We start from the raw sequence: 18,861 nt of genomic DNA on the forward strand, positions 1-18,861 counted from the left end.
GAGTGCTTGCAGGCCGCTTGAGGCCCCGAGTGCTCTTCCGGGCCTGGACTACGCTCATAATGAATAGCTGCCGCATTATCGCAATAACGGCCGCGGATCGTAACTTCACAGCCTAAACCCACCCGTTAACTATGGCTCACTACCATCGCCTCGGCCAGATTCCACGCAAGCGCCACACCCAATTCCGTCAGCCCGATGGCACCCTGTACTCGGAGCAGCTGGTGGGCACGCTCGGGTTTCACGGCGTGTCGTCGCTGCTCTACCACGTGCATCCACCCACCCAGATTAAGCACGTCGGCGAAACCAAGCCCTACGCTCCGAAGCTGCTGAAAGACCGCCCGCTGCAGCCTGAGCACCTGCGCACGCTGGCCCAAACCAGTACCGGCGGCGACTACCTGGCCGCCCGCCAAACCTTACTCGGCAATGCCGACGTGACCATGAGCATCTGCAATCCCACGGAGAAGCGGATGACGTATTACTATAAGAATGCTCAGGCCGACGAGGTGATTTTCGTACACGAAGGCCGGGGCGAGCTGTGGAGCCAAATGGGTAAGGTAGCCTTCGAGCCCGGCGACTACGTGGTGGTGCCACGCACCATCATCCACCAGCTGCATTTTGAGGAAGGCCCCGTGCGACTAATGATTATTGAGTCGTTCAGCCCCGTCGAAACCGTTCGGCGCTACCGCAACCACTTCGGCCAACTGCTGGAGCACTCGCCCTACTGCGAGCGCGACCTGCGCCCGCCCACGGAGTTGATTACCGACAATTTTCCGGAGGGCGATTACCTGGTGCAGGTTAAAAAAGAAGGCTTTCTGCACCAGCTCACTTACGCGAACTCCCCGTTCGACGTCGTGGGCTGGGACGGCTATTTCTATCCCTACGCCTTCAGCATTCACGACTTTGAGCCAATAACGGGCCGCTTGCACCAGCCGCCGCCCGTGCACCAAACCTTCGAGGGGCACAACTACGTCATCTGCTCGTTTGTGCCGCGCTTATTTGATTACCATCCGCTTAGCATTCCGGCACCTTACAATCACTCCAACGTCGATTCTGATGAGGTGCTGTACTACGTAGCTGGCAATTTTATGTCGCGCAAGGGGGTAGATCTGGCTTCCTTTACCTGGCACCCGACGGGGCTGCCGCACGGGCCACACCCCGGTACGGTAGAGGCAAGCATCGGCAAAAAGGAAACCCACGAACTGGCGGTCATGCTCGATACCTTTCGGCCGCTGTATCTTACGGAAGCCGCCCTGCCGTACGTTGATGCCCGCTACCCCATGAGCTGGAATCCCGGCTTCGTACCCGACCCCCCAAGGTCCGCTGATATGATGGATTAGCCCCGTCCAGGTTGCTTCTAAAACAAGTTATTTTTATATTGTTGATCTGTTATCATATAATTTGTTGTCATGAAAAAAATAATTCTCCTCGCGCCGCTGGCACTCTTCCTGGTGGTAGTCAGCTGCAAAAAGCTAGACCAGCTGCTCACCTTTACCGTTGATGTAACGCAGACTGTAGAAATCCCCGGCTACTTCGTGGGCGCACAATTACAGCCGGTAACGGTCACTACCAGGTCGGAGGAATCCTTCCGTAACAACAAGACCACCCGCAACAACGTCAAAAACGTGTTGCTCGACCAGTTGGTGCTGACCGTGACGGCACCTGCCGGCTCCACCTTCGATTTCCTGAAGGAAATTGATATCTTCATCAATACCCCCAACACCAACAACAAAATTCCACTGGCTCACTTGTACACCATTCCCAGGGGAACGAATACCATTACCCTGGAGCCCACAAAGGCCAAGCTGGATGAGTACCTGAAATCCGACACCTACCAGTTAACCGTGGACGCCCGGTTGACCCCCGGCAGCTTCAGTCCCAACTATTTTACCGTCCGCTCCGACGCCCGGTTCAAAGTAACAGCCGACCCGCTTTAAGTACCCGCGTAAAAGTAGCGGTATCAAAAAGACGGTCCTGCTCATTTGGTGTCGGCGGTGGGGAGGCCTCTTATGGGTGATAATAACTCAATTGAGTAAAGCCGTTTCCACATCAGTGTGCCCGGCGCAGCGCGCGTAACCTCGCGCTCAGTACCCAGTCGCTCAAACAAGTGGGCACTGAGCGCGCCCAGGGCAGCATTCGTCCTACGTCCTACCACCGACCGTTTCACCGATGCCGGAGGTAGCCGCCAGGGCCACGCGCTCGTTAATTACCGCCTGCGGCAGGTCGACACCGATGGCACAGCCGGCTGGAGCCCCATACGAGTCGTGAGATTCAGCAGCTTAGCCAAAGCTTCTGCGGGGCTACGTCCTAACCCGGTGCCGGACCACATCACACTCGATCTGACGGAGTTGTCGGCTGGGATCTATCAGGCTCGGCTACTCGATATGGCGGGATGTTAGGTAAGTATGTATACGCTGAACGGGGGCAGCAAGCGTCCGCTCAGCGTAGAGAACCTGCTGGGAGCCTATGTGGTGCGCGTCGTCAATGACGTGAACCCAGCGCTGTCGCTGGTGCGCGACTAAGTTTCCTGAACAATCAAGCTATTGACTTCAACAACTTCTCCAGCGTTACCACAAACGGGTCCCAGCCCCCTAACAGTAGCGCTGATACGCTTTGAGGCGATGGCCGTGAAGAGCGACGTGCTGAGCTGGACCACGGCCAGCAAGTCCAATAACGACCACTTCGAGGTCGAGTGCTTCTTCGACGGGCGCACATTTGAGTGCGTGGGTACCGTGCGCGGGTAGGGCATCGACACCCCGCTCATCGACAGGCAACCTCCAATGCTCGCTAGTTGGAACTCGCAACGAGCGATGAGAGACGGGAAGCAGCAAAAGTAGTGCAATATAAAGTTTCTAAGGGAGGACGAGCTAATACCGAAACATTGTCTAACTATTTCTGTATACCTTGGAAATAACTTGTGTTAGCTCAACCAATCTACCGCATCACCTAAGGATGCTGACCTAGCCTGCTCACTCTCATTGCTTAGCTATGAAAGAATCTTTCATCCCTCAACTGGCGCTATTTGGCTGTTCAGGTCAGCGCTTATTCGTGGCTCTAACAGTAGGGCTGTTGCTTAACTTGGCGCTGAGCTTGCCAGCCGTCGCGCAGCAGAACTTGACGATGTTCTTCAGAGCCCAGATTGTCTACCCTAACGGCTCATCCACATACATATCTTCCGATGGTTCAGCCTACCGTTGCTCAGTGGTTAATTTTGTTCCTGTTGTGGTTAACAACGGCACCCCCAGCTCCCCAGCCTACAATGTAACGATCTCCTATCAGATGCCTCCGGGCCTGATCATCAAGTCGATAGGGCGGCTATACGGCAGGAGTATCTCGTACAACCCCACGACGGGAGTAGTGACCCTCTCTCCTATTTCCGTCATGCCAAGTTCTTTCACGAATGATCCGCAGTCGGGGGACCCGATAGGAATCGAATTCTACATGCCCAGCGGCAATGCGCCGTTGACATTCACTGGCAGCGTGAGCTCGTTCCCGGCCGACCCCACGCCGGGCGACAACAGCGGTACGCTCACGATTTACCCGTATAGCCCGACAGCGGATCTGCGCACGACGTTGGCCGGCCCGACCTCGGCCACGGTCGGCCAGACCGTGACCTACACCCATACGACCACCAACAACGGCCCTGAGCCGGCTTTCAACGTGCAGCCAACTCTGACGCTGACCCCGCGCCCCGCCGCGGGCACGGTGACGCTGCCCACCGGGGCTACGTACGACGCCGCCACCGGAGTGGTGGTGTTTCCCAGCACCCAGCAGCAGAACCCTAGCGGCGTGGTGAACAACACCATCAGCTTCCCCATGCCCAACGCGCCGCTGACGGTGACCGGCACCGTAGGCTCGTGCGATCGGACAGACCTCAACGCGCTCAACAACAACGCCGCCACCACGACGACAGCCCAGCCCCTGCCGGTGGAGTTAGCGCGCTTCGAGGCCACGGCCCAGGGAGGCGACGCGGTGCTGAGCTGGACGACGGCCAGCGAGCTCGACAACGACCGGTTTGAGATTGAGCGCTCGTTCGACGCCCACTCGTTCGAGCGGGTGGGCAGCGAGCGCGGGCAGGGCAGCAGCACTCGCCCCACTGATTACCGCTTCACCGATGCCGGGGCCGGTCGCCAGGGCTATCCGCTGGTCTACTACCGCCTGCGGCAGGTCGATGGCGACGGCCAGGCCAGTTGGAGCCCGGTGCGGGTCGTGAAATTTACTAGCCTGAGCAAGGCGACCGTGGGGCTCTATCCCAACCCGGCGCCGGGCCGCACCACCCTCGACCTGACGGGCCTACCAGCCGGGGCCTACCAGGTCCGCATCCTCGATCTGACGGGGCGGGAGGTGGGTATGTATGAGCTTGAGGGAGCCGGCAAGCATTCGCTCAGTGTCGAGGGCCTGCTGCCGGGCGCCTACGTGGTGCGCGTCGTCGGCCCAGCCGGGAACTTGGCCCTGTCGCTGGTGCGCGACTAAACTGCGCCCATCTATTTCATTAAAAAGCCCCTGGAAACGCTCCCAGGGGCTTGTTCATGGGGTAAGCGAGTAGAACACGTATAGCGCGAGGGTAGAGCCCTTGTTCGCCCGACAGACGGGCGTTGGAGCGCGTCGGTGCCGGGCGCGGGTTAGGCACGGGCGCCTGCCCCACCAGGGACCAGCGCTCACCGACAGGGCGGATGGCTAATACTAAACAAAGACGAATAGCGGTAGAATGCCATAAAGCGTAAGCCTGCGCCTGCAAAAAATATAGAAGGATCAAGGAGAAAACAAATACAGCTGGCCTATTTATGGTTACTTCGAGAATTAGTTAGTTTATATTTGTTTAACGAAGCTCCCAGCCGGCGTTAGTGCTGCCCTCACGTCCTCATATTTATTTCAGGAATCAGCATGAAAACATCCTCCATTCTTCAGCTTGCGTCGTCCGCCTTTTTGGGCCGGCGCTTATTTATGGTTCTAACTGCAGGGCTGCTGCTTAACCTAGCCTTGAGCTTTAGGGCTGCCGCGCAGTTCACTGCTGCGGACCTAGCGACCGAACTCGTTCCCAATGGCTACATCCCAGGAGCGAACTTAGGCGCGTTGGGCTCAACCGTGAGCTTCACCTTCACCACTCGCGTTCTCTACGCTGGCACCTTCACCGTACCCGTGGTGCGGACCCTGAACCTGACGCCAGGCCTCACTAATGTGGTGGTGTCGGGTGCGGGCTCGTACAATGTTGGCACCGGGGCGGTGTCCCTGCCTGGCATTAGCATTGCCGCTGGTGGTAGCGACGTTGTTACGGTCAGCTTCACCATGCCGAACGGGACGGTCGTGGCCTCGGGTAACGTGAGTTCGCCGAACGTACTGCCTGTGAACGACCCTCAGGGCAACAATGCGTCAAGCGCCTCCATTGCTGCACGGCAGCCACAGAGTTTGCTCTGGAGCATGAGCGCCACAGCCGGCACGTTCATACCAGACAATTCTACTGGCCAAGGCTTCCGTTGCCAACAGGTCGACTTATTGGTATCTCTCCAAAATGGAGGTTCTCTGCCGGCCATCAATGTGGTACCCACCCTTACAATACCCCCAGGCCTGAACATCTTGTCGATAACGCGGTACTTTGACAGGAACATCTCGTACAACCCCGCTACGGGGGTGGTGACGCTGCCCCCCATCGCCGTCTTACGCGGTACTGGCGAGATACCTGCTCCTGCCTACGAAGAGCAAATTGACGTCATAACCATCACTTTTACTATACCCGAAAGCAGCAATACACTACCGCCAATCGTTGGCGGCGTAAGCTCGAGCACAGTCGATCCCAATCTGAGCGATAACAGTAGTACGATTACGATCCAGCCGGTGACCCCGACGGCGGATCTGCGCACGGCGCCCACGGGCCCGGCTTCGGTCATGGTGGGCCAGCCCGTGACCTACACGCATACGACCACGAACGCCGGCCCTAATCTGGCCTTCAACGTGCAGCGTACCCTGACGCTGACGCCGGCCCCGGCCGCGGGCACCGTCACGCTACCCACCGGGGCCACGTACAGCGCGGCCACCGGGGTGGTAACTTTTGCGCCCCTTGCTCAACTGAACGCCACTAACGTAGTGACCAGCACTATCAGCTTCCCTATGCCCAACGCGCCGGTGACGGTTACCAGTAACGTGGGCTCGTGCGTGCGGACCGATAATAACGTCCCCAACAACAGCGCCAGCATCACCACTCAGGTGTTGAGTCCTTTGCCGGTGGAGCTACAGGATTTCGCGGCCGTGGCTGTGGCCCGCGACGCGGTGCTGAGCTGGACGACGGCCAGCGAGCTCGACAACGACCGGTTTGAGATTGAGCGCTCGTTCGACGCCCACTCGTTCGAGCGGGTGGGCAGCGAGCGTGGGCAGGGCAGCAGCACTCGCCCCACCGACTACCGCTTCACCGATGCCGGGGCCGGTCGCCAGGGCTATCCGCTGGTCTACTACCGCCTGCGGCAGGTCGATGGCGACGGCCAGGCCAGTTGGAGCCCGGTGCGGGTCGTGAAATTTACTAGCCTGAGCAAGGCGACCGTGGGGCTCTATCCCAACCCGGCGCCGGGTCGCACCACCCTCGACCTGACGGGCCTGCCAGCCGGGGCCTACCAGGTCCGCATCCTCGATCTGACGGGGCGGGAGGTGGGTATGTATGAGCTTGAGGGAGCCGGCAAGCATTCGCTCAGTGTCGAGGGCCTGCTGCCGGGCGCCTACGTGGTGCGCGTCGTCGGCCCAGCCGGGAACTTGGCCCTATCGCTGGTGCGCGACTAAACTGCGCCCATCTATTTCATTAAAAAGCCCCTGGAAGCATTTCCAGGGGCTTTTTAATTAGCGGTTGCGGCCGTATTGCTCGTGGCTGCTCACCCAATCGGAGCTGCTGATGGCCGCGCCCAGGCTCAATTCGCCGGCCAGCACTACGCCAGCCACGATTTCGGCAAACTTGCGCACCGTGCCCCGGCCCACGCAACCCAGCATCTGCAGGCACTCGTTTTGAGTGGCCAGCCCGGTACCGCCGCCGTGGGTAGCCACGATGAGCGATGGAATGGTAATGCTGATGTAGAGGTCGCCTTCCTTGGTTACTTCCGAATACAGAATGCCGGCGCTGGATTCGCTCACGTTGGCTACATCCTGGCCAGTAGCGATAAACAAGGCCGTGATGCCGTTGGCAGAGTGAGCACCATTGTTGTTAGCCCCCGAAATGAAAGCCCCTACGTTGCTCACCTGCCCGTGGTAGGCCAATTGCTCGGGGGTGACGCGCATGCGCTGCTGCAGGATGTCGCGCTTAATCACGGCCTCGGCCACCACGCGCTTGCCCCGGGTGCGCATCACGTTGATTTGCGACGCCTTTTTGTCGGTCGCGAAGTTCGACTCGAGGTAGAAGTGCTCGATTGGGTGGTCTTTGTACTGCTCCAGGATCCAGGAGCAGGCCGCAAAGGTGGCGCGGCCCACCATATTCTGCCCGGCGGCGTCGCCCGTGCTGAAGTTAAAGCGCAGGTACGCAAACTTGTTGCTCAGGTACGTGTCGATGTACTGGAGCTTGGCCACGCTCGAGGTGCTTTCGGCCTGGGGGCGAATCTGGTCGAGGTGGTCTTCTACCCATTTGCCAAAGTCGCGGGCCCCACGGGCATCGCTGAACACGAACACCGGCGCCCGCTGCATGGCGTCGCCGATGACGGTGCACTTCACGCCCCCGCACAAATTCAGGAGTTGCATGCCGCGGTTGTAGCTCGCCACCAGCGTACCCTCGGTGGTAGCCATCGGAATCAGGAAGTCGCCCTGCGCATGCTCGCCGTGCACGGTGAGGGGGCCGGCCAAGCCTACCGGTATTTGGGCCACGCCCATGAAATGCTCGCAGTTGCCTTGCAACTGGTGGGCGTCGAAGGAATAATGCTTCAGATGAGAAAATTCTTTACCAGAAAACTGCTCCGCGAAGCGCTGCCGGGCCGCAATGGCCGCCTCGGAGTAGTCATCATCTCCCGAACGGGGAATCCGGGGCTTATGATTGACTGCACTTACAATGGCGTCTTCCACTTCCACGTGCAAGTCGCCGAACGCATCGGTCGAAAACCACACCTGCACCGAATGAATGCCCTCGGCCAGCACCGGGGTGTCGAGCAGAAACAGCAGTGACCGCCCTACCGGCAGCTCAATGGCCTGCGCACCGTCGTTTATCGCGGTAGCGGCCCGCCGCTCGCCGTTGCCCAAGTCAATCTGCACTTGCTCGGCCGGAATTACGACGTCTCCAATCTGCACCTGCTTGAAGCCGGTAAGGCGCACGGTATCCAGCCGGTTCTTGATGCTGAAAGCTACGCCCCCATTCTGGGGCAAATTGTGGAGGCTGCCGCGGGTGTAGAGCAGCTTTAAAAGCATGGGGCTGGGGGTGAAGACCATTTTAGGGCGTGACAGGGTGAAGTGAGAACAAGATTGCTAGTAGCGCAGGGGTGAAGGTGGGAAAATTTGCGGAGAATGCCAATGAAGAGTAAGCAATAGGGCAACTATTACGGCTGCCGGCGCGCATCCCTCGGCAGCTGAGCGGGAGGCAACTCTGGCTTGCTTCCATGAGCAGGAACTCTTTCCTGCTGAGCTGGTAAGGCGGTGGTAAGCCGTCAGCTCCCAAATGGGAGGGATCTGGCCGGCCCATAAGGTAGAAATCTGAAAATTTTTTTAAAGTAATTAGGAGGCTCGCGCGTCTGTGACGAACAACCAAAGCCCCGAATTCATCATTTATTCATTCCCGTAATGCGTATTTGCTGCATTAAAACTTCCGTGCTTCGGCTCAATTAATGGGTGCCTAGGTTGCTTGGCCCGTTACTTGATGGGTGTGGGCGATACTTGACCTATTACCTTTGTGTATCGTCGGGTATTCCCAACGGTTGCCTCTTTTCTGCTATGGCTTTAACTTCCGATTATCCCCGCTTCACCCTCGGCAGCACGCTCACTGCCGAACAACGGGCCTTTTTTTCAAAGTACGGCTTTCTTCACTTCCGTCCTTTTGCCTCGCCAGAGTACGTTCAACAGCTGCTGGAGGCAACCCAGCAGGTGCAAGCCAAATGGCTGGCCGAAGGAGTAGAGAAAGTAAACGGCGTGCCCATTAAGTATGGGCAGGACGTCGACGGCTCGCGCATCGTGCAACGATTTGCCTTTGCCTCACAGCACAGCCCTGTCTTACACGAACTGCTACAAGATGACCGGTTTAAAGCCTTGTTCCCCCTGCTTGAAGCCGAGGGTGGCCGGGTCGGCGAAAACGAAAAGGACGGCTTGGTGGTGAATCACTACGTGAACGTAGAGGGCTCCGAGTTCTCGCAAATGGGCTGGCACACCGATTCCTTGCGCGACGTATTCTACGGCAAGCGCATTGGCCCCATGCTGAACGTGGGCCTGCACCTCGACGGTACCAAGGCCACCAACGGCGGCCTGCGCGTGATCCCCGGGACCCACCGGCAGGGCCTGCACAAGATGTTGTTTCGCAAGAAGTACTACAAAGACGTCTTCTACGACCCTAACGAGGTAGCCATCGAAACCGAACCCGGCGACCTGACCGTGCACGACGGCCGCATGTGGCACCGTGTGGCGCAGTCGCCCCTCGTCGGTGAAGCCAGCCGCCGCCGCGTCATGTACGTACCCATCATTGCGGGTAAATACCAGCCCAAGAGTAAAGACAGCCCTACACCTTTTTACTTGCGGTTTCTGCACCTAGTCAAGTAGTGTGCTGATCGAACAAGGCGCCCACGTGCTGAGTGAAGAGCACGTGGGCGCCTTGTGGTTAGCGCATCAGCACCTTATTCAAACATCATCCTTAATGTACGCCCTCGTTACCGGCGCCTCACGCGGCATTGGCCGGGCCATTGCCCTGGTGTTGGCCCAGCGCGGCTATGATTTGCTTTTGGTTGCCCGCTCCGAGCAGCAACTGACGGACTTAGCCCAGGAAATTGGGCAGCGATACCAGCACCAGGCCCGGGTGCTAACCCTGGATTTGGCGGCCCCCGGTGCTGCCGAAGCAGTGGCGGCGTGGGCCCGGCAGCAAACCGACGAGCTGGCCGTGCTGGTGAATAATGCCGGTTATGGCCTCTGGGGGCGCTTTGAGCAGCTTGGGCTGACCGAGCAGCAAAATATGCTGCAGCTGAACATGCACCTGCCGGTGGCCCTGACTCACGCCTTGCTGCCCGCCCTGCACAAAGTGCCGAAGGGCTACGTGCTCAATGTAGCGAGCACCGCCGCTTACCAGGCCGTGCCATCGTTGTCGCTATACGCGGCCAGTAAGGCTTTCTTGCTGAGCTTCAGCCGGGGGTTGCGCTACGAACTGAAGACGACCAACGTCTCCGTGACGTGCTTATGCCCCGGTGCCACTACTACCAGCTTCGCCGATCGGGCTGGCATGGGAGCCGAGCTGCAGGCCACGGCCAACAAAGTATCCATGACCGCCGAAGCGGTGGCCGAAGCGGCGGTAGCCGGCCTGCTGGCCGGCGAAGCTGAGGTGGTACCCGGGGTGCTCAATAAGATGTCGGCCGGTCTCACCAGCTTCGTGCCCAAAGGCTTAGTGGAGAAAATCGCGGCGGGAATCTACGAGAAGTACCTGGAATAGGTAATCGTCGGCTCCTGGAAAAGCTCACGACGTTCCGCGTCGTTCGGTGTCATTGCGCCATCCGTCAACTGGTCTGCTAGGATGATCAGCTGATGAGTAAAGTATTGGGAATGCTTGATTCTAAGCTAATAGAATTTTAAATTTTCTGGTTGGCGCTCAGAGAAGGAGAGCAGCTTCACTTTGCTGGCTGCGACGAGCGGGCTTACTCGCCTGACTCCCTTACTGGCTTGGTAACCTGTCCCGCAATCCAGTAAGCCAACCACGCAAAAAATGGGGCCGCCAGTACATCGTAGGAATAATGCACCCGCTGCACCAAGACCAGTGTGCCGACGGCAGCCGTCATCAGAGCCAGGCCCCATCGCCACCAGGGCCCGCGCACTACCAGCGCCAGTAGCGTCATGGTGGCAGTGTGCCCCGAAAAAAATAAATCACGAACTATGGGTTGGGTGGTTACGCCAAAGAGGTGGTCCATCATCGGGTCGTGCAAAACAACCAGCTCGGTGGGAGGATCCAGGGGCACCAGCCACAGCGTGAGCATGCGTAATACTTGCAAAAAGAAATACGCCCATAAGCCTCGCAGCAGCAATTGCGGCCGGGGAAGCAAAAAAGCGATGGTAGCAACGGAACTACCATAAATCAGGGCAAACGTGGGGGACGATACATCACGTATCGGCAGCAGGGCCAGCAGCGGGTCGGCGAGCTGTTGGCCCGGGCGCGACTGAATGAACTGGTAGAAGTGCGGTACTACCAGCACCAAAACCAGCACGAAAGCCATGACTAACCCCAGACGAAGCCGAAAATTCAACTGGGCCCACGCTTCCACCCAGCTCTGGGACTCTAAGCCAACTGCCTGCGGTTCGATAATGGGTCGGGGGTGGGAAGGGGGGGATGAAAAAGTAGCCACAAAGGCGGAACGCTTAAGCCATTATTAAAAAAGCAGTAATCCAGCGCCCAAAAATACGTCACATACTGAACACTAACCCGCTAATTGTTGACATTGCCGTAACATTGCTGGCTGGCCGAACGGCACCGCGCTACGCTCCCTCTCCAAAGACGGCATGCCGGCGTTCGCGACTACTTGCCAAACCTACTTCCGGGCCCTGTCCAAATTACGGCCTAGCGTGGTGCGGACTAGCCCGCCCGCTTCGGAGTATCCTGTGTTATCGTGTTCGTAGTCACCGACCTTTCTTAGCGTCAGCGTTGCACGAGTAGATGTTTCGTGGTGATATACCCTTTGCCATCCGCTGTCAGCTTTACTAAGTAGTTTCCTGGCGGTAACTGAGTGAGTGGAAGAACCACGGAGGAGGTTTGTACTTGTTGAGTCTGTACTAATTGGCCATCCGGAGAAAATAGTTGGGCGGTCCACCGGCCCGTCGTCGCAAAAGAAAGGGTGACCTGGTCCGTTGCGGGGTTTGGGTACATGCTGAGCGGTCCAGTTGAAGCCGACGTTTCGGAAATCGTTACGTGGCGGCTCGGCTGCTGCACGGGGGATACTACCTCGGGATGAGTTATGGAATAACGAGGTAAGCTATCTAAGACAGTGCGAAAAAAGGGGTGTAGTGATTTTAGGTCAAAGCGTAACAACTGGCTGCCGCGTTCCAGATCGCGCGATTGAATCAGGTCCCCATAATGGCCTCTCTTGGTGGCGTTGTCCAGATAGATCATTTGCTGCCAATTAGTGTTTAGCCCTTGCACAAAGCGCTTGCGGATACGCACAGCATGGACCGCGTAGCTTGAATCACTAGCCGATTCAATGAAGTAAAAAAGTCGGTGATGTCGAACGACCCGGGCCAGCAACAGCGTATCGCCAGTTTCGGCCGCTGCCAGCAGATTTAACTGCGTATGAGGATCGAAATGCACCCAGACGTGTTGCGTATCCCGTTCCGAAGTGAGCGTGAGTTGCGAACCGAGAATCTGTTGCAAATTTTCTGCCTTGCCGTTAGGAGGGGAGCTGAAGGCGATGGGAGGCCTTAGCCCATCGCAGCTTAGCTCATCGCAGCTACTGCAAATCACGGCTAGCATAAGTAGGCAAATGATGGAGCGAAACATGAAATAAAGAGCAGGGTGTACGTAAAACCTGTCATTTATCCCTGACCACAATAAAGGTCACCTGCTAAGTTGCTTTTCAGGGGCTTCTCTTAGAGCCTATTATGCACTTGCGGCATGTCTGGCGCGCATGATGCACGCAAAGACAACAAAATGCAGGTGTTGGAGCGTGGTACTGAGCCGCTCATAATCCCGTCCCAATCGCCGGAACCGGCTGAGCCACGCAAAGCTGCGCTCCACGACCCAGCGACGCGGCAAAAAGACGAAGCCGGTTTGACTTAATAACCTGCCAGGCAATATCGTGTGCCACTGCCGCATATACTGCATCCCCGCCGGTATCGCTCGAGTCCACGAAGCCCACCTGGACGGTTTGCCCGCTCACTTCCTGCACCCGGCGGCACACGTGTCCCCCTGTGCGCGTTGCTGTTCGTTGGCCGGGGAGATGACCACGCGTAAGAGCTGGCCGAGCGTATCCACGGCGATGCGGGCTTGGCGGCTGGTACGCTTCTTGGCCCTGTCGTAGCCGGCCCGGTGCCCGCTCTCGGACTTGCAGACCTTCCCAGTAGCACACACTGCAACGCGTTCAAATCGTGCACAATGGATTCAAATACGCGCGCATCCCGCCAGCGCGTCCACTGCTGGTAGACGGCTGACTAAGGCGGCAGGTCATGCGGCAGGTAGCGCTAAGGGGCGCCCCGTGTGTGCCACGTAGCGCAAGGCGTTGCAGAAGGCCCGCAAGAGGTATTCCCGTTGCGGAACTTCTTCCCGCATCAGGGCCCAATAGGGCGCTACAAACCCATTCTTTGCTTTAACATCACTGGGGTAGGAACCGATAGCTGCCATGCCCCAAATTTCGGTACAGGTGCATAACAGGCTCTAAGCGAGTACCGCCGCCCCCGCAGCTACCCAGCGCTCAGCCCGCCGATGGCCGCGCCCGGCATCCATTTTCCGGGTAGACTGGCGGGTAAAGTGCTGCCAGCCCATTTCAGAGTTCTCTCTTCTTCCCTACGGCAATAAAGCTGCCCGATTCGCAAAAAATCAGCTCCCAAAGAGCGTGTGTTACGGTTTAACCAAGAAGAGCCTGGTAGTATGGATTTTAGCTACAGCATAGTAGTGGCTCCACTAGCCCTGTAAACCACCTGCTGACTCACTATCTCCTTTCACCCAACGCCGCTACGTCTTGGGGTACCATCCACCCATCAAGTTCAAGAATTAACGCCCTGTTAGGTGCGCGGATAATGCATCCGGATCCTTGTACTGCCGTTTGTGGAAGTGTTGGACCCAGGACGTTGAAGCCGTCTTCACGATTCAGTTCACATGCTCCGATAAGCTCAGCATGACCGAACAGCCTACTCGCCACACCCCCTAGTAACCATGAGCGCTTAGCTGTTCTTATCCTATTCTACTTGCAGGCGGGCGCTATGGCTGCCGCAATGCACGAGGTATATACCGGGGTTCAGGCCGGTCAACGCCACCGGTTGGGTGCTAGCCTGCGTGCGTAGCACTCGCCCCGTCAGATCCAGCAACTGCAGCGTAGGGGAGAGGGCCCCAATAAGCTGCACTTGCCCACGAGCCGGATTGGGAAGAAGATAGAAGGCCGCTGACACCCCGGCCGCTGACCTTATGGCCACTATTGGTGAGTAGTGCGCGCTGCCATCCGTATCGACTTGCTGGAGGCGATAGTAGACCGTCCGATCCACGTCCAAGGCTCCCAGGTCGGTGTGGGCGTAAGTGTGCTCTGCGCTCGAGGTACCTCGTCCGGCTATGGTATGGGCAGCCGAGAAGGTATGACCATCCAGGGAGCGCTCCACCACAAATGCCCGGTTGTTGACTTCCTGCGCTGTGCGCCACGTGAGCTGCGCATCGCGGCCAATGGCCTTCGCGGTAAAGCTCACAAGCGTGATGGGCAAGGGCACGGAAGAGGCTTTTACTTCCACGTTATCCAGGCTAATTCTGGGGCGCGAGCCGAAAGTGCCACCGGAGGAGGTCACCAGGAAGAACCGGATTTTAGCGTTAGCCATGTTGTCAAAGGCTGCCGGCAGACTCAGGTTGGTCAGTTGGCCGGTGGATGGTGTTCCGTTCACCACTACTACGGCGGAGCCTGGCAGGTCGACAAAGGTACCTGCGGCGCCGGTATTGGTTTGAAGCTTAAAGGTGGCCTGACGGTTGCCGGTCTGATTGTTGACGGACGCCCAGGCCAGGGAGATCGTGCCGGCAGTAGTGCCCGTAAAGTTCAGGTTCAGGTCGAACGCGGCGGCGTTGCCCCCATCGTTGGTACCGGTGGCCAGCAGCACGATGGTCTGGGTGCCCCGCTGCACCCCGCCGCTGAAACCAGTGGCAAAAACACTATTCTGGGTAGGCTGGCCCGTTCCGCTCACTGGCGAGGCGGCACTATAGCGGGTGGCCTGGGTCGGGCCACCAAAGTTAGTAGTCCAAGTGCCGATGGAGCTAAAGTCTTCCGAGTAGAGGCCGGAGGTTAGCGGGTACGGGGTCTGGGCGCGGGCCACTTCCAACCGAAAGCTACTGATGAGCAGCAGCGACGTAAGCAGGCGTAAGCAAGAAATGAAAGAAGATGACAACATGAGTTAGTCGGAAATACGGTGAGGGAAACAGGCTGGGCCGCTTATCTGGTGGGCGGTTATCAAGTTTGCTTACCACCATGCTCCGCACCGCCACCAGCAGAGTTGAGAGCCTGTCAATGCTAGTCGTGGCTCCGATGGCCGCCCGTTGGGGCGGTACAGGCTCCAGCCCTGGGTCCTGCTTTTTTTGTTGCGTGTGTCGATTGCGATGCTGCGGGTCGTGGCCCCTTCCACGGCTTATATCGTTGGTACCCTGGTGTGCGTACACCAAGGCTTCGCCGGGTGATAACAGTAGGCTGGCGCAGGGCAGCCACGGGTCTCGGTAGGGTTGCCCACCGTCAGATTCTGGTCGAGGCTAGGAGGCTATGGAAGTTGACGGCGCAGTCGCACCGAGGGTAAATATTGATCATGGGCAATGGGGTCAGGCGGTACAAAGCAGCCCCAAAATTACCGCTCAACATTTGCAAATTGCTATTATATTGTTGAATTAACAAAAATGCAACACGAGTTGAATGATGGATTAGTCCTGGCGGGGAGCAGTAGAAGAGAGCGCTAGCTAACCAGCTCCGCCGACCAGAGAGTTGCAGCTAGCCCCCTACCTGTGAAGCCCGGTCTAGCCCTTGAGTAGTTGCCTAAACCAGCTTGTGCTCATCAGACAATCTTTTGGCGAGGTAATTTTACTATTATAGCTATCTCAAGCTGCGAAATGGCCTTCTAGCGGCGGTGGGTTGGTAGTACTTAAAGAGGCTTAGTGGTTGCGAGCCGCGGCGCGGTGACCCATTCGGCTGTTGGCCTTGGCCTGTCGCCGCGCCGCGGCTTTCATTTGGTCCGGGGTACCATTCTCTACCAACCTCCCGCCCTACCGGGTACGACCGTGATGCGGCTAGTCCGCAACTCGGGTTTGCTAGAATAATTAGCGATATACGTGTCTTTCTGAGGCCAATAAGTACCAGCAAAAATCAACTCTTTTTTAAGTCACATTTAAAGGAATACTTTTAAATGGAAGGAGGGGTGGGTTCAATGGGGTAGTGGTATAAAATTCGGGCATTTTTAACCATATTTTCAAAATAAGGTGGTGAAAGCAATAAAAACATTTATGTTGCGCAAAGTTTGGTGAGGATCAGTTAATCGCTCCAAGACCAATCCCATAATCTACCAATATTCATCAACATGAAAAAACAATACTATGCTGTGGCATTGCTGATGCTCGGCACCTGGGGTACTACCGCTCAAGCTCAGGATGTGCTCCGTATTCAAACCAAAGTATTAGGCGAAGACAGTCAGCCGGTGCTGGTGCAGTTCAACGCTCAAGGGAAAATGGCCTACCGCGGGGCCGATCCTGCTCAGCTGCTACGCCAGCAGCTGGGCCTTACCAGCGCCGACCAAATGGTACGGCGTACCATCGAAACCGATCAGCTCGGCTTCACTCACCAGAAATTCGCGCAGTACTACAAAGGCGTCCGGGTAGAGCACGCGGACTACACGGTGCACGCTAAGGGCGACGTCATTGAAAGCATCAGCGGCGATTTTGAGCGGATTGCGGACTTGACCGTCACCCCATCGCTGAGCGAGGAAGCCGCCCTGAAGCGGGCTTTGGCCCACGTAGGAGCCCGCAAGTACATGTGGCAGACCGATGAAGCCGATGCCGATTCCTTCCGCCCCACGGGTGAGCTGGTCGTGGTGCGCGACAACCGTAAAAGCGCCGAAGCAGGTCGGTTAGTACTGGCGTGGAAGTTCAACATATACGCTGCGCAGCCCATTAGCCGCGCCTACCTTTACGTAGACGCTCGTACCGGTGAAGTAGTAATGACGGATGCCATTATCAAGCATGCCGCGGCTACGGGTACGTTTGCGACGGCTTACAGTGGCTCGCGCACGTTCAACAACGGCACCGCCACGGGCGGCTATTCTCTCCGCGAGGGTACTACCCGCGGGCAAGGCATCGAAACGTACAATTGCCGAAAAGGCAACAGCTACACTGCCGCCGTCGACTTTATCGACGGCGATAACAACTGGACGTCGGCTGAGTACAACAATGCCAACTTCGATAACGTAGCCGGCGATGCCCACATCGGAGCGCAGTGCACCTACGACTACTGGAAAAACGTGCACGGCCGCAATAGCTACGACAACGCCGGAGCTAAAATCAAAAGCTACGTGCATTTCGACGACACGCCGAGTACCGCCGCGGGCTACGAAAACGCTTATTGGAACGGCTCGGTAATGACCTACGGCGACGGGGCCACGCGCTTCCGCCCGCTGACGGCCCTGGACGTGTGCGGGCACGAAATTGGCCACGCCGTGTGCGAGAGAACGGCTAATCTTACCTACTCCAACGAGTCCGGCGCCATGAACGAAGGGCTTTCTGACATCTGGGGGGCTTCGATTGAGGCCTACTCGGTGGCCACGCTGGGCGTTGTTTCGGGGGGCGTGAAGGCGAAGTCGACCTGGCTGATTGGTGAGGAAATCGACAAGCAGCAAGCCGCTCTGCGCTCAATGAGCGACCCTAAGTCCTTGGGCCAGCCGGCTTACTACCGGGGCCAGTACTGGTACACCGGCACCGCCGACAACGGCGGCGTGCACACTAACTCAGGCGTGCTCAACCACTGGTACTACATCCTGGCGGTGGGCAAATCGGGTACCAATGAAGGCGGCAATGCCTACAGCGTAACCGGAGTAGGTCTCGATGCCGCGGCTAAAATTACCTACCGCATGGAAAGCGTGTACATGGTGTCTTCCTCAACTTACGCGCAGGCTCGCTCGTTCGCCATTCAAGCCGCCACCGACCTGTACGGGGCTGGCTCGGACCAAGTGATTGCGGTGACGAATGCCTGGTACGCCGTGGGGGTCGGGGCAGCTTATAGCGGCGGCACCACGCCTCCGCCCACCGGAGGAATCACGTACTGCACTACCAAAGGAGGTAGCCAGGCTTACGAATGGATTGATCTCGTGAACCTCGGTTCCATCAATCGCACCTCCAGCAAAGACGCCGGTTACTACGATGGTACGGCCAGCAGCACGAGCGTGGCCGCCGGTTCGGCCCAGACTATTCGCTTCTCCGCTGGTTTCGCTAGCACGGCGTACACCGAATACTGGAAAATCTACATCGACTACAACCAGAACGGCGTGTTCACCGACACCGGCGAATTGGTGTTGAGCGGCAGCAGCTCCAGCTCGGCCACGCTCAGCGGCAGCTTCACGGTGCCGAGCACGGCCAAGTCCGGTCCTACCCGCCTGCGGGTGGTGATGAGCGACGCCAGCGGGACCACCAGCTGCGGCAGCTACAGCTACGGCGAAACCGAGGACTACACGCTGAACATTACCGGCGGCGCCCTTACCGGCCCCGCCACGCTGACGAGCGGCGATACGCCCCTGGGCAATGAGCTGGCCCGGACCCTGGAAGTGTACCCGAACCCGGCCACTGAAGCCATTCGCCTCGTGCTGCCCGGCAACGCCGAAGCCACCAGCGTGGCGCTGACCGACATTCGCGGCGTTCGCGTGGAGGGTGCTACCTACAGCCACGGCACGCTAACCATCGGTGGTTTAGCCAAGGGCATGTACACGCTGACCGTAAGCGACGGGCAGAAAGTGTTCCACCAGCGCTTTGTAAAGGAGTAGCTTGAGGCCGATGCCGTAAGCCCATAAAAAAGGCCCGTCAGTATT

12 protein-coding genes and 1 pseudogene are annotated in these 18,861 nt (G+C 58.0%); 8 read left to right on the forward strand and 5 right to left on the reverse strand.

The features are described 5' to 3' along the window. Positions 1-131: 131 nt before the first annotated feature. The 5 genes from IC235_RS04425 to IC235_RS04440 all read left to right on the forward strand — a co-directional run bounded on the left by IC235_RS04425 (position 132) and on the right by IC235_RS04440 (position 6,762). Positions 132-1,337, forward strand: coding sequence for a homogentisate 1,2-dioxygenase (locus IC235_RS04425; protein ID WP_191003977.1), 1,206 nt, complete (start codon positions 132-134; stop codon positions 1,335-1,337). A 69-nt stretch (positions 1,338-1,406) separates the two neighbouring features. Next, positions 1,407-1,934, forward strand: a complete 528-nt coding sequence (locus IC235_RS04430) for a hypothetical protein (protein ID WP_191003978.1) — start codon at positions 1,407-1,409, stop codon at positions 1,932-1,934. Positions 1,935-2,618: 684 nt separating this feature from the next. Then, entirely contained in the window at positions 2,619-2,741 is a 123-nt protein-coding gene (locus IC235_RS22435) for a hypothetical protein (protein WP_262892811.1), read from the forward strand. A 637-nt stretch (positions 2,742-3,378) separates the two neighbouring features. Next, the gene (locus IC235_RS04435) at positions 3,379-4,470 is read left to right on the forward strand and encodes a T9SS type A sorting domain-containing protein (protein ID WP_191003979.1); all 1,092 of its coding nucleotides are present in this window, start codon (positions 3,379-3,381) and stop codon (positions 4,468-4,470) included. A gap of 471 nt (positions 4,471-4,941) precedes the next feature. Continuing rightward, the gene (locus tag IC235_RS04440; protein ID WP_191003980.1) at positions 4,942-6,762 is read left to right on the forward strand and encodes a T9SS type A sorting domain-containing protein; all 1,821 of its coding nucleotides are present in this window, start codon (positions 4,942-4,944) and stop codon (positions 6,760-6,762) included. 57 nt (positions 6,763-6,819) lie between these two features. On the opposite strand, the gene IC235_RS04445 is transcribed toward IC235_RS04440, so the two are convergent. Further along, positions 6,820-8,361: a hydroxymethylglutaryl-CoA reductase gene (locus tag IC235_RS04445; RefSeq protein WP_223847081.1), complete on the reverse strand. Its 1,542-nt coding sequence runs from the start codon at positions 8,359-8,361 to the stop codon at positions 6,820-6,822. 519 nt (positions 8,362-8,880) lie between these two features. Between IC235_RS04445 and IC235_RS04450 the strand changes: the two genes are divergently transcribed. Both IC235_RS04450 and IC235_RS04455 read left to right on the forward strand, forming a co-directional pair. Then, the gene (locus IC235_RS04450; protein WP_191003982.1) at positions 8,881-9,696 is read left to right on the forward strand and encodes a phytanoyl-CoA dioxygenase family protein; all 816 of its coding nucleotides are present in this window, start codon (positions 8,881-8,883) and stop codon (positions 9,694-9,696) included. 94 nt (positions 9,697-9,790) lie between these two features. Continuing rightward, entirely contained in the window at positions 9,791-10,573 is a 783-nt protein-coding gene (locus tag IC235_RS04455; protein ID WP_191004144.1) for an SDR family NAD(P)-dependent oxidoreductase, read from the forward strand. Positions 10,574-10,775: 202 nt separating this feature from the next. Here IC235_RS04455 and IC235_RS04460 read toward each other — a convergent pair whose 3' ends face one another. The 4 genes and pseudogenes from IC235_RS04460 to IC235_RS04475 all read right to left on the reverse strand — a co-directional run bounded on the left by IC235_RS04460 (position 10,776) and on the right by IC235_RS04475 (position 15,201). Further along, positions 10,776-11,348 (reverse strand): phosphatase PAP2-related protein, encoded by a 573-nt coding sequence (locus IC235_RS04460; protein WP_191003983.1) that lies wholly within the window; start codon positions 11,346-11,348, stop codon positions 10,776-10,778. Positions 11,349-11,767: 419 nt separating this feature from the next. Then, a complete protein-coding gene (locus tag IC235_RS04465) occupies positions 11,768-12,622 on the reverse strand; it encodes a T9SS type A sorting domain-containing protein (RefSeq protein ID WP_191003984.1) in 855 nt (284 codons plus the stop codon). Between the two features lie 99 nt (positions 12,623-12,721). Continuing rightward, positions 12,722-13,192: pseudogene (locus tag IC235_RS22740) on the reverse strand (transposase). 824 nt (positions 13,193-14,016) lie between these two features. Beyond that, a complete protein-coding gene (locus IC235_RS04475; RefSeq protein ID WP_191003985.1) occupies positions 14,017-15,201 on the reverse strand; it encodes a T9SS type A sorting domain-containing protein in 1,185 nt (394 codons plus the stop codon). Positions 15,202-16,368: 1,167 nt separating this feature from the next. Here IC235_RS04475 and IC235_RS04480 point away from each other — a divergent pair. Continuing rightward, positions 16,369-18,816 (forward strand): M4 family metallopeptidase, encoded by a 2,448-nt coding sequence (locus IC235_RS04480; protein ID WP_191003986.1) that lies wholly within the window; start codon positions 16,369-16,371, stop codon positions 18,814-18,816. The last annotated feature ends 45 nt before the right edge of the window (positions 18,817-18,861 follow it).

Origin of the sequence: Hymenobacter montanus, from assembly GCF_014699115.1 — a bacterium.
Taxonomy (GTDB): domain Bacteria; phylum Bacteroidota; class Bacteroidia; order Cytophagales; family Hymenobacteraceae; genus Hymenobacter; species Hymenobacter montanus.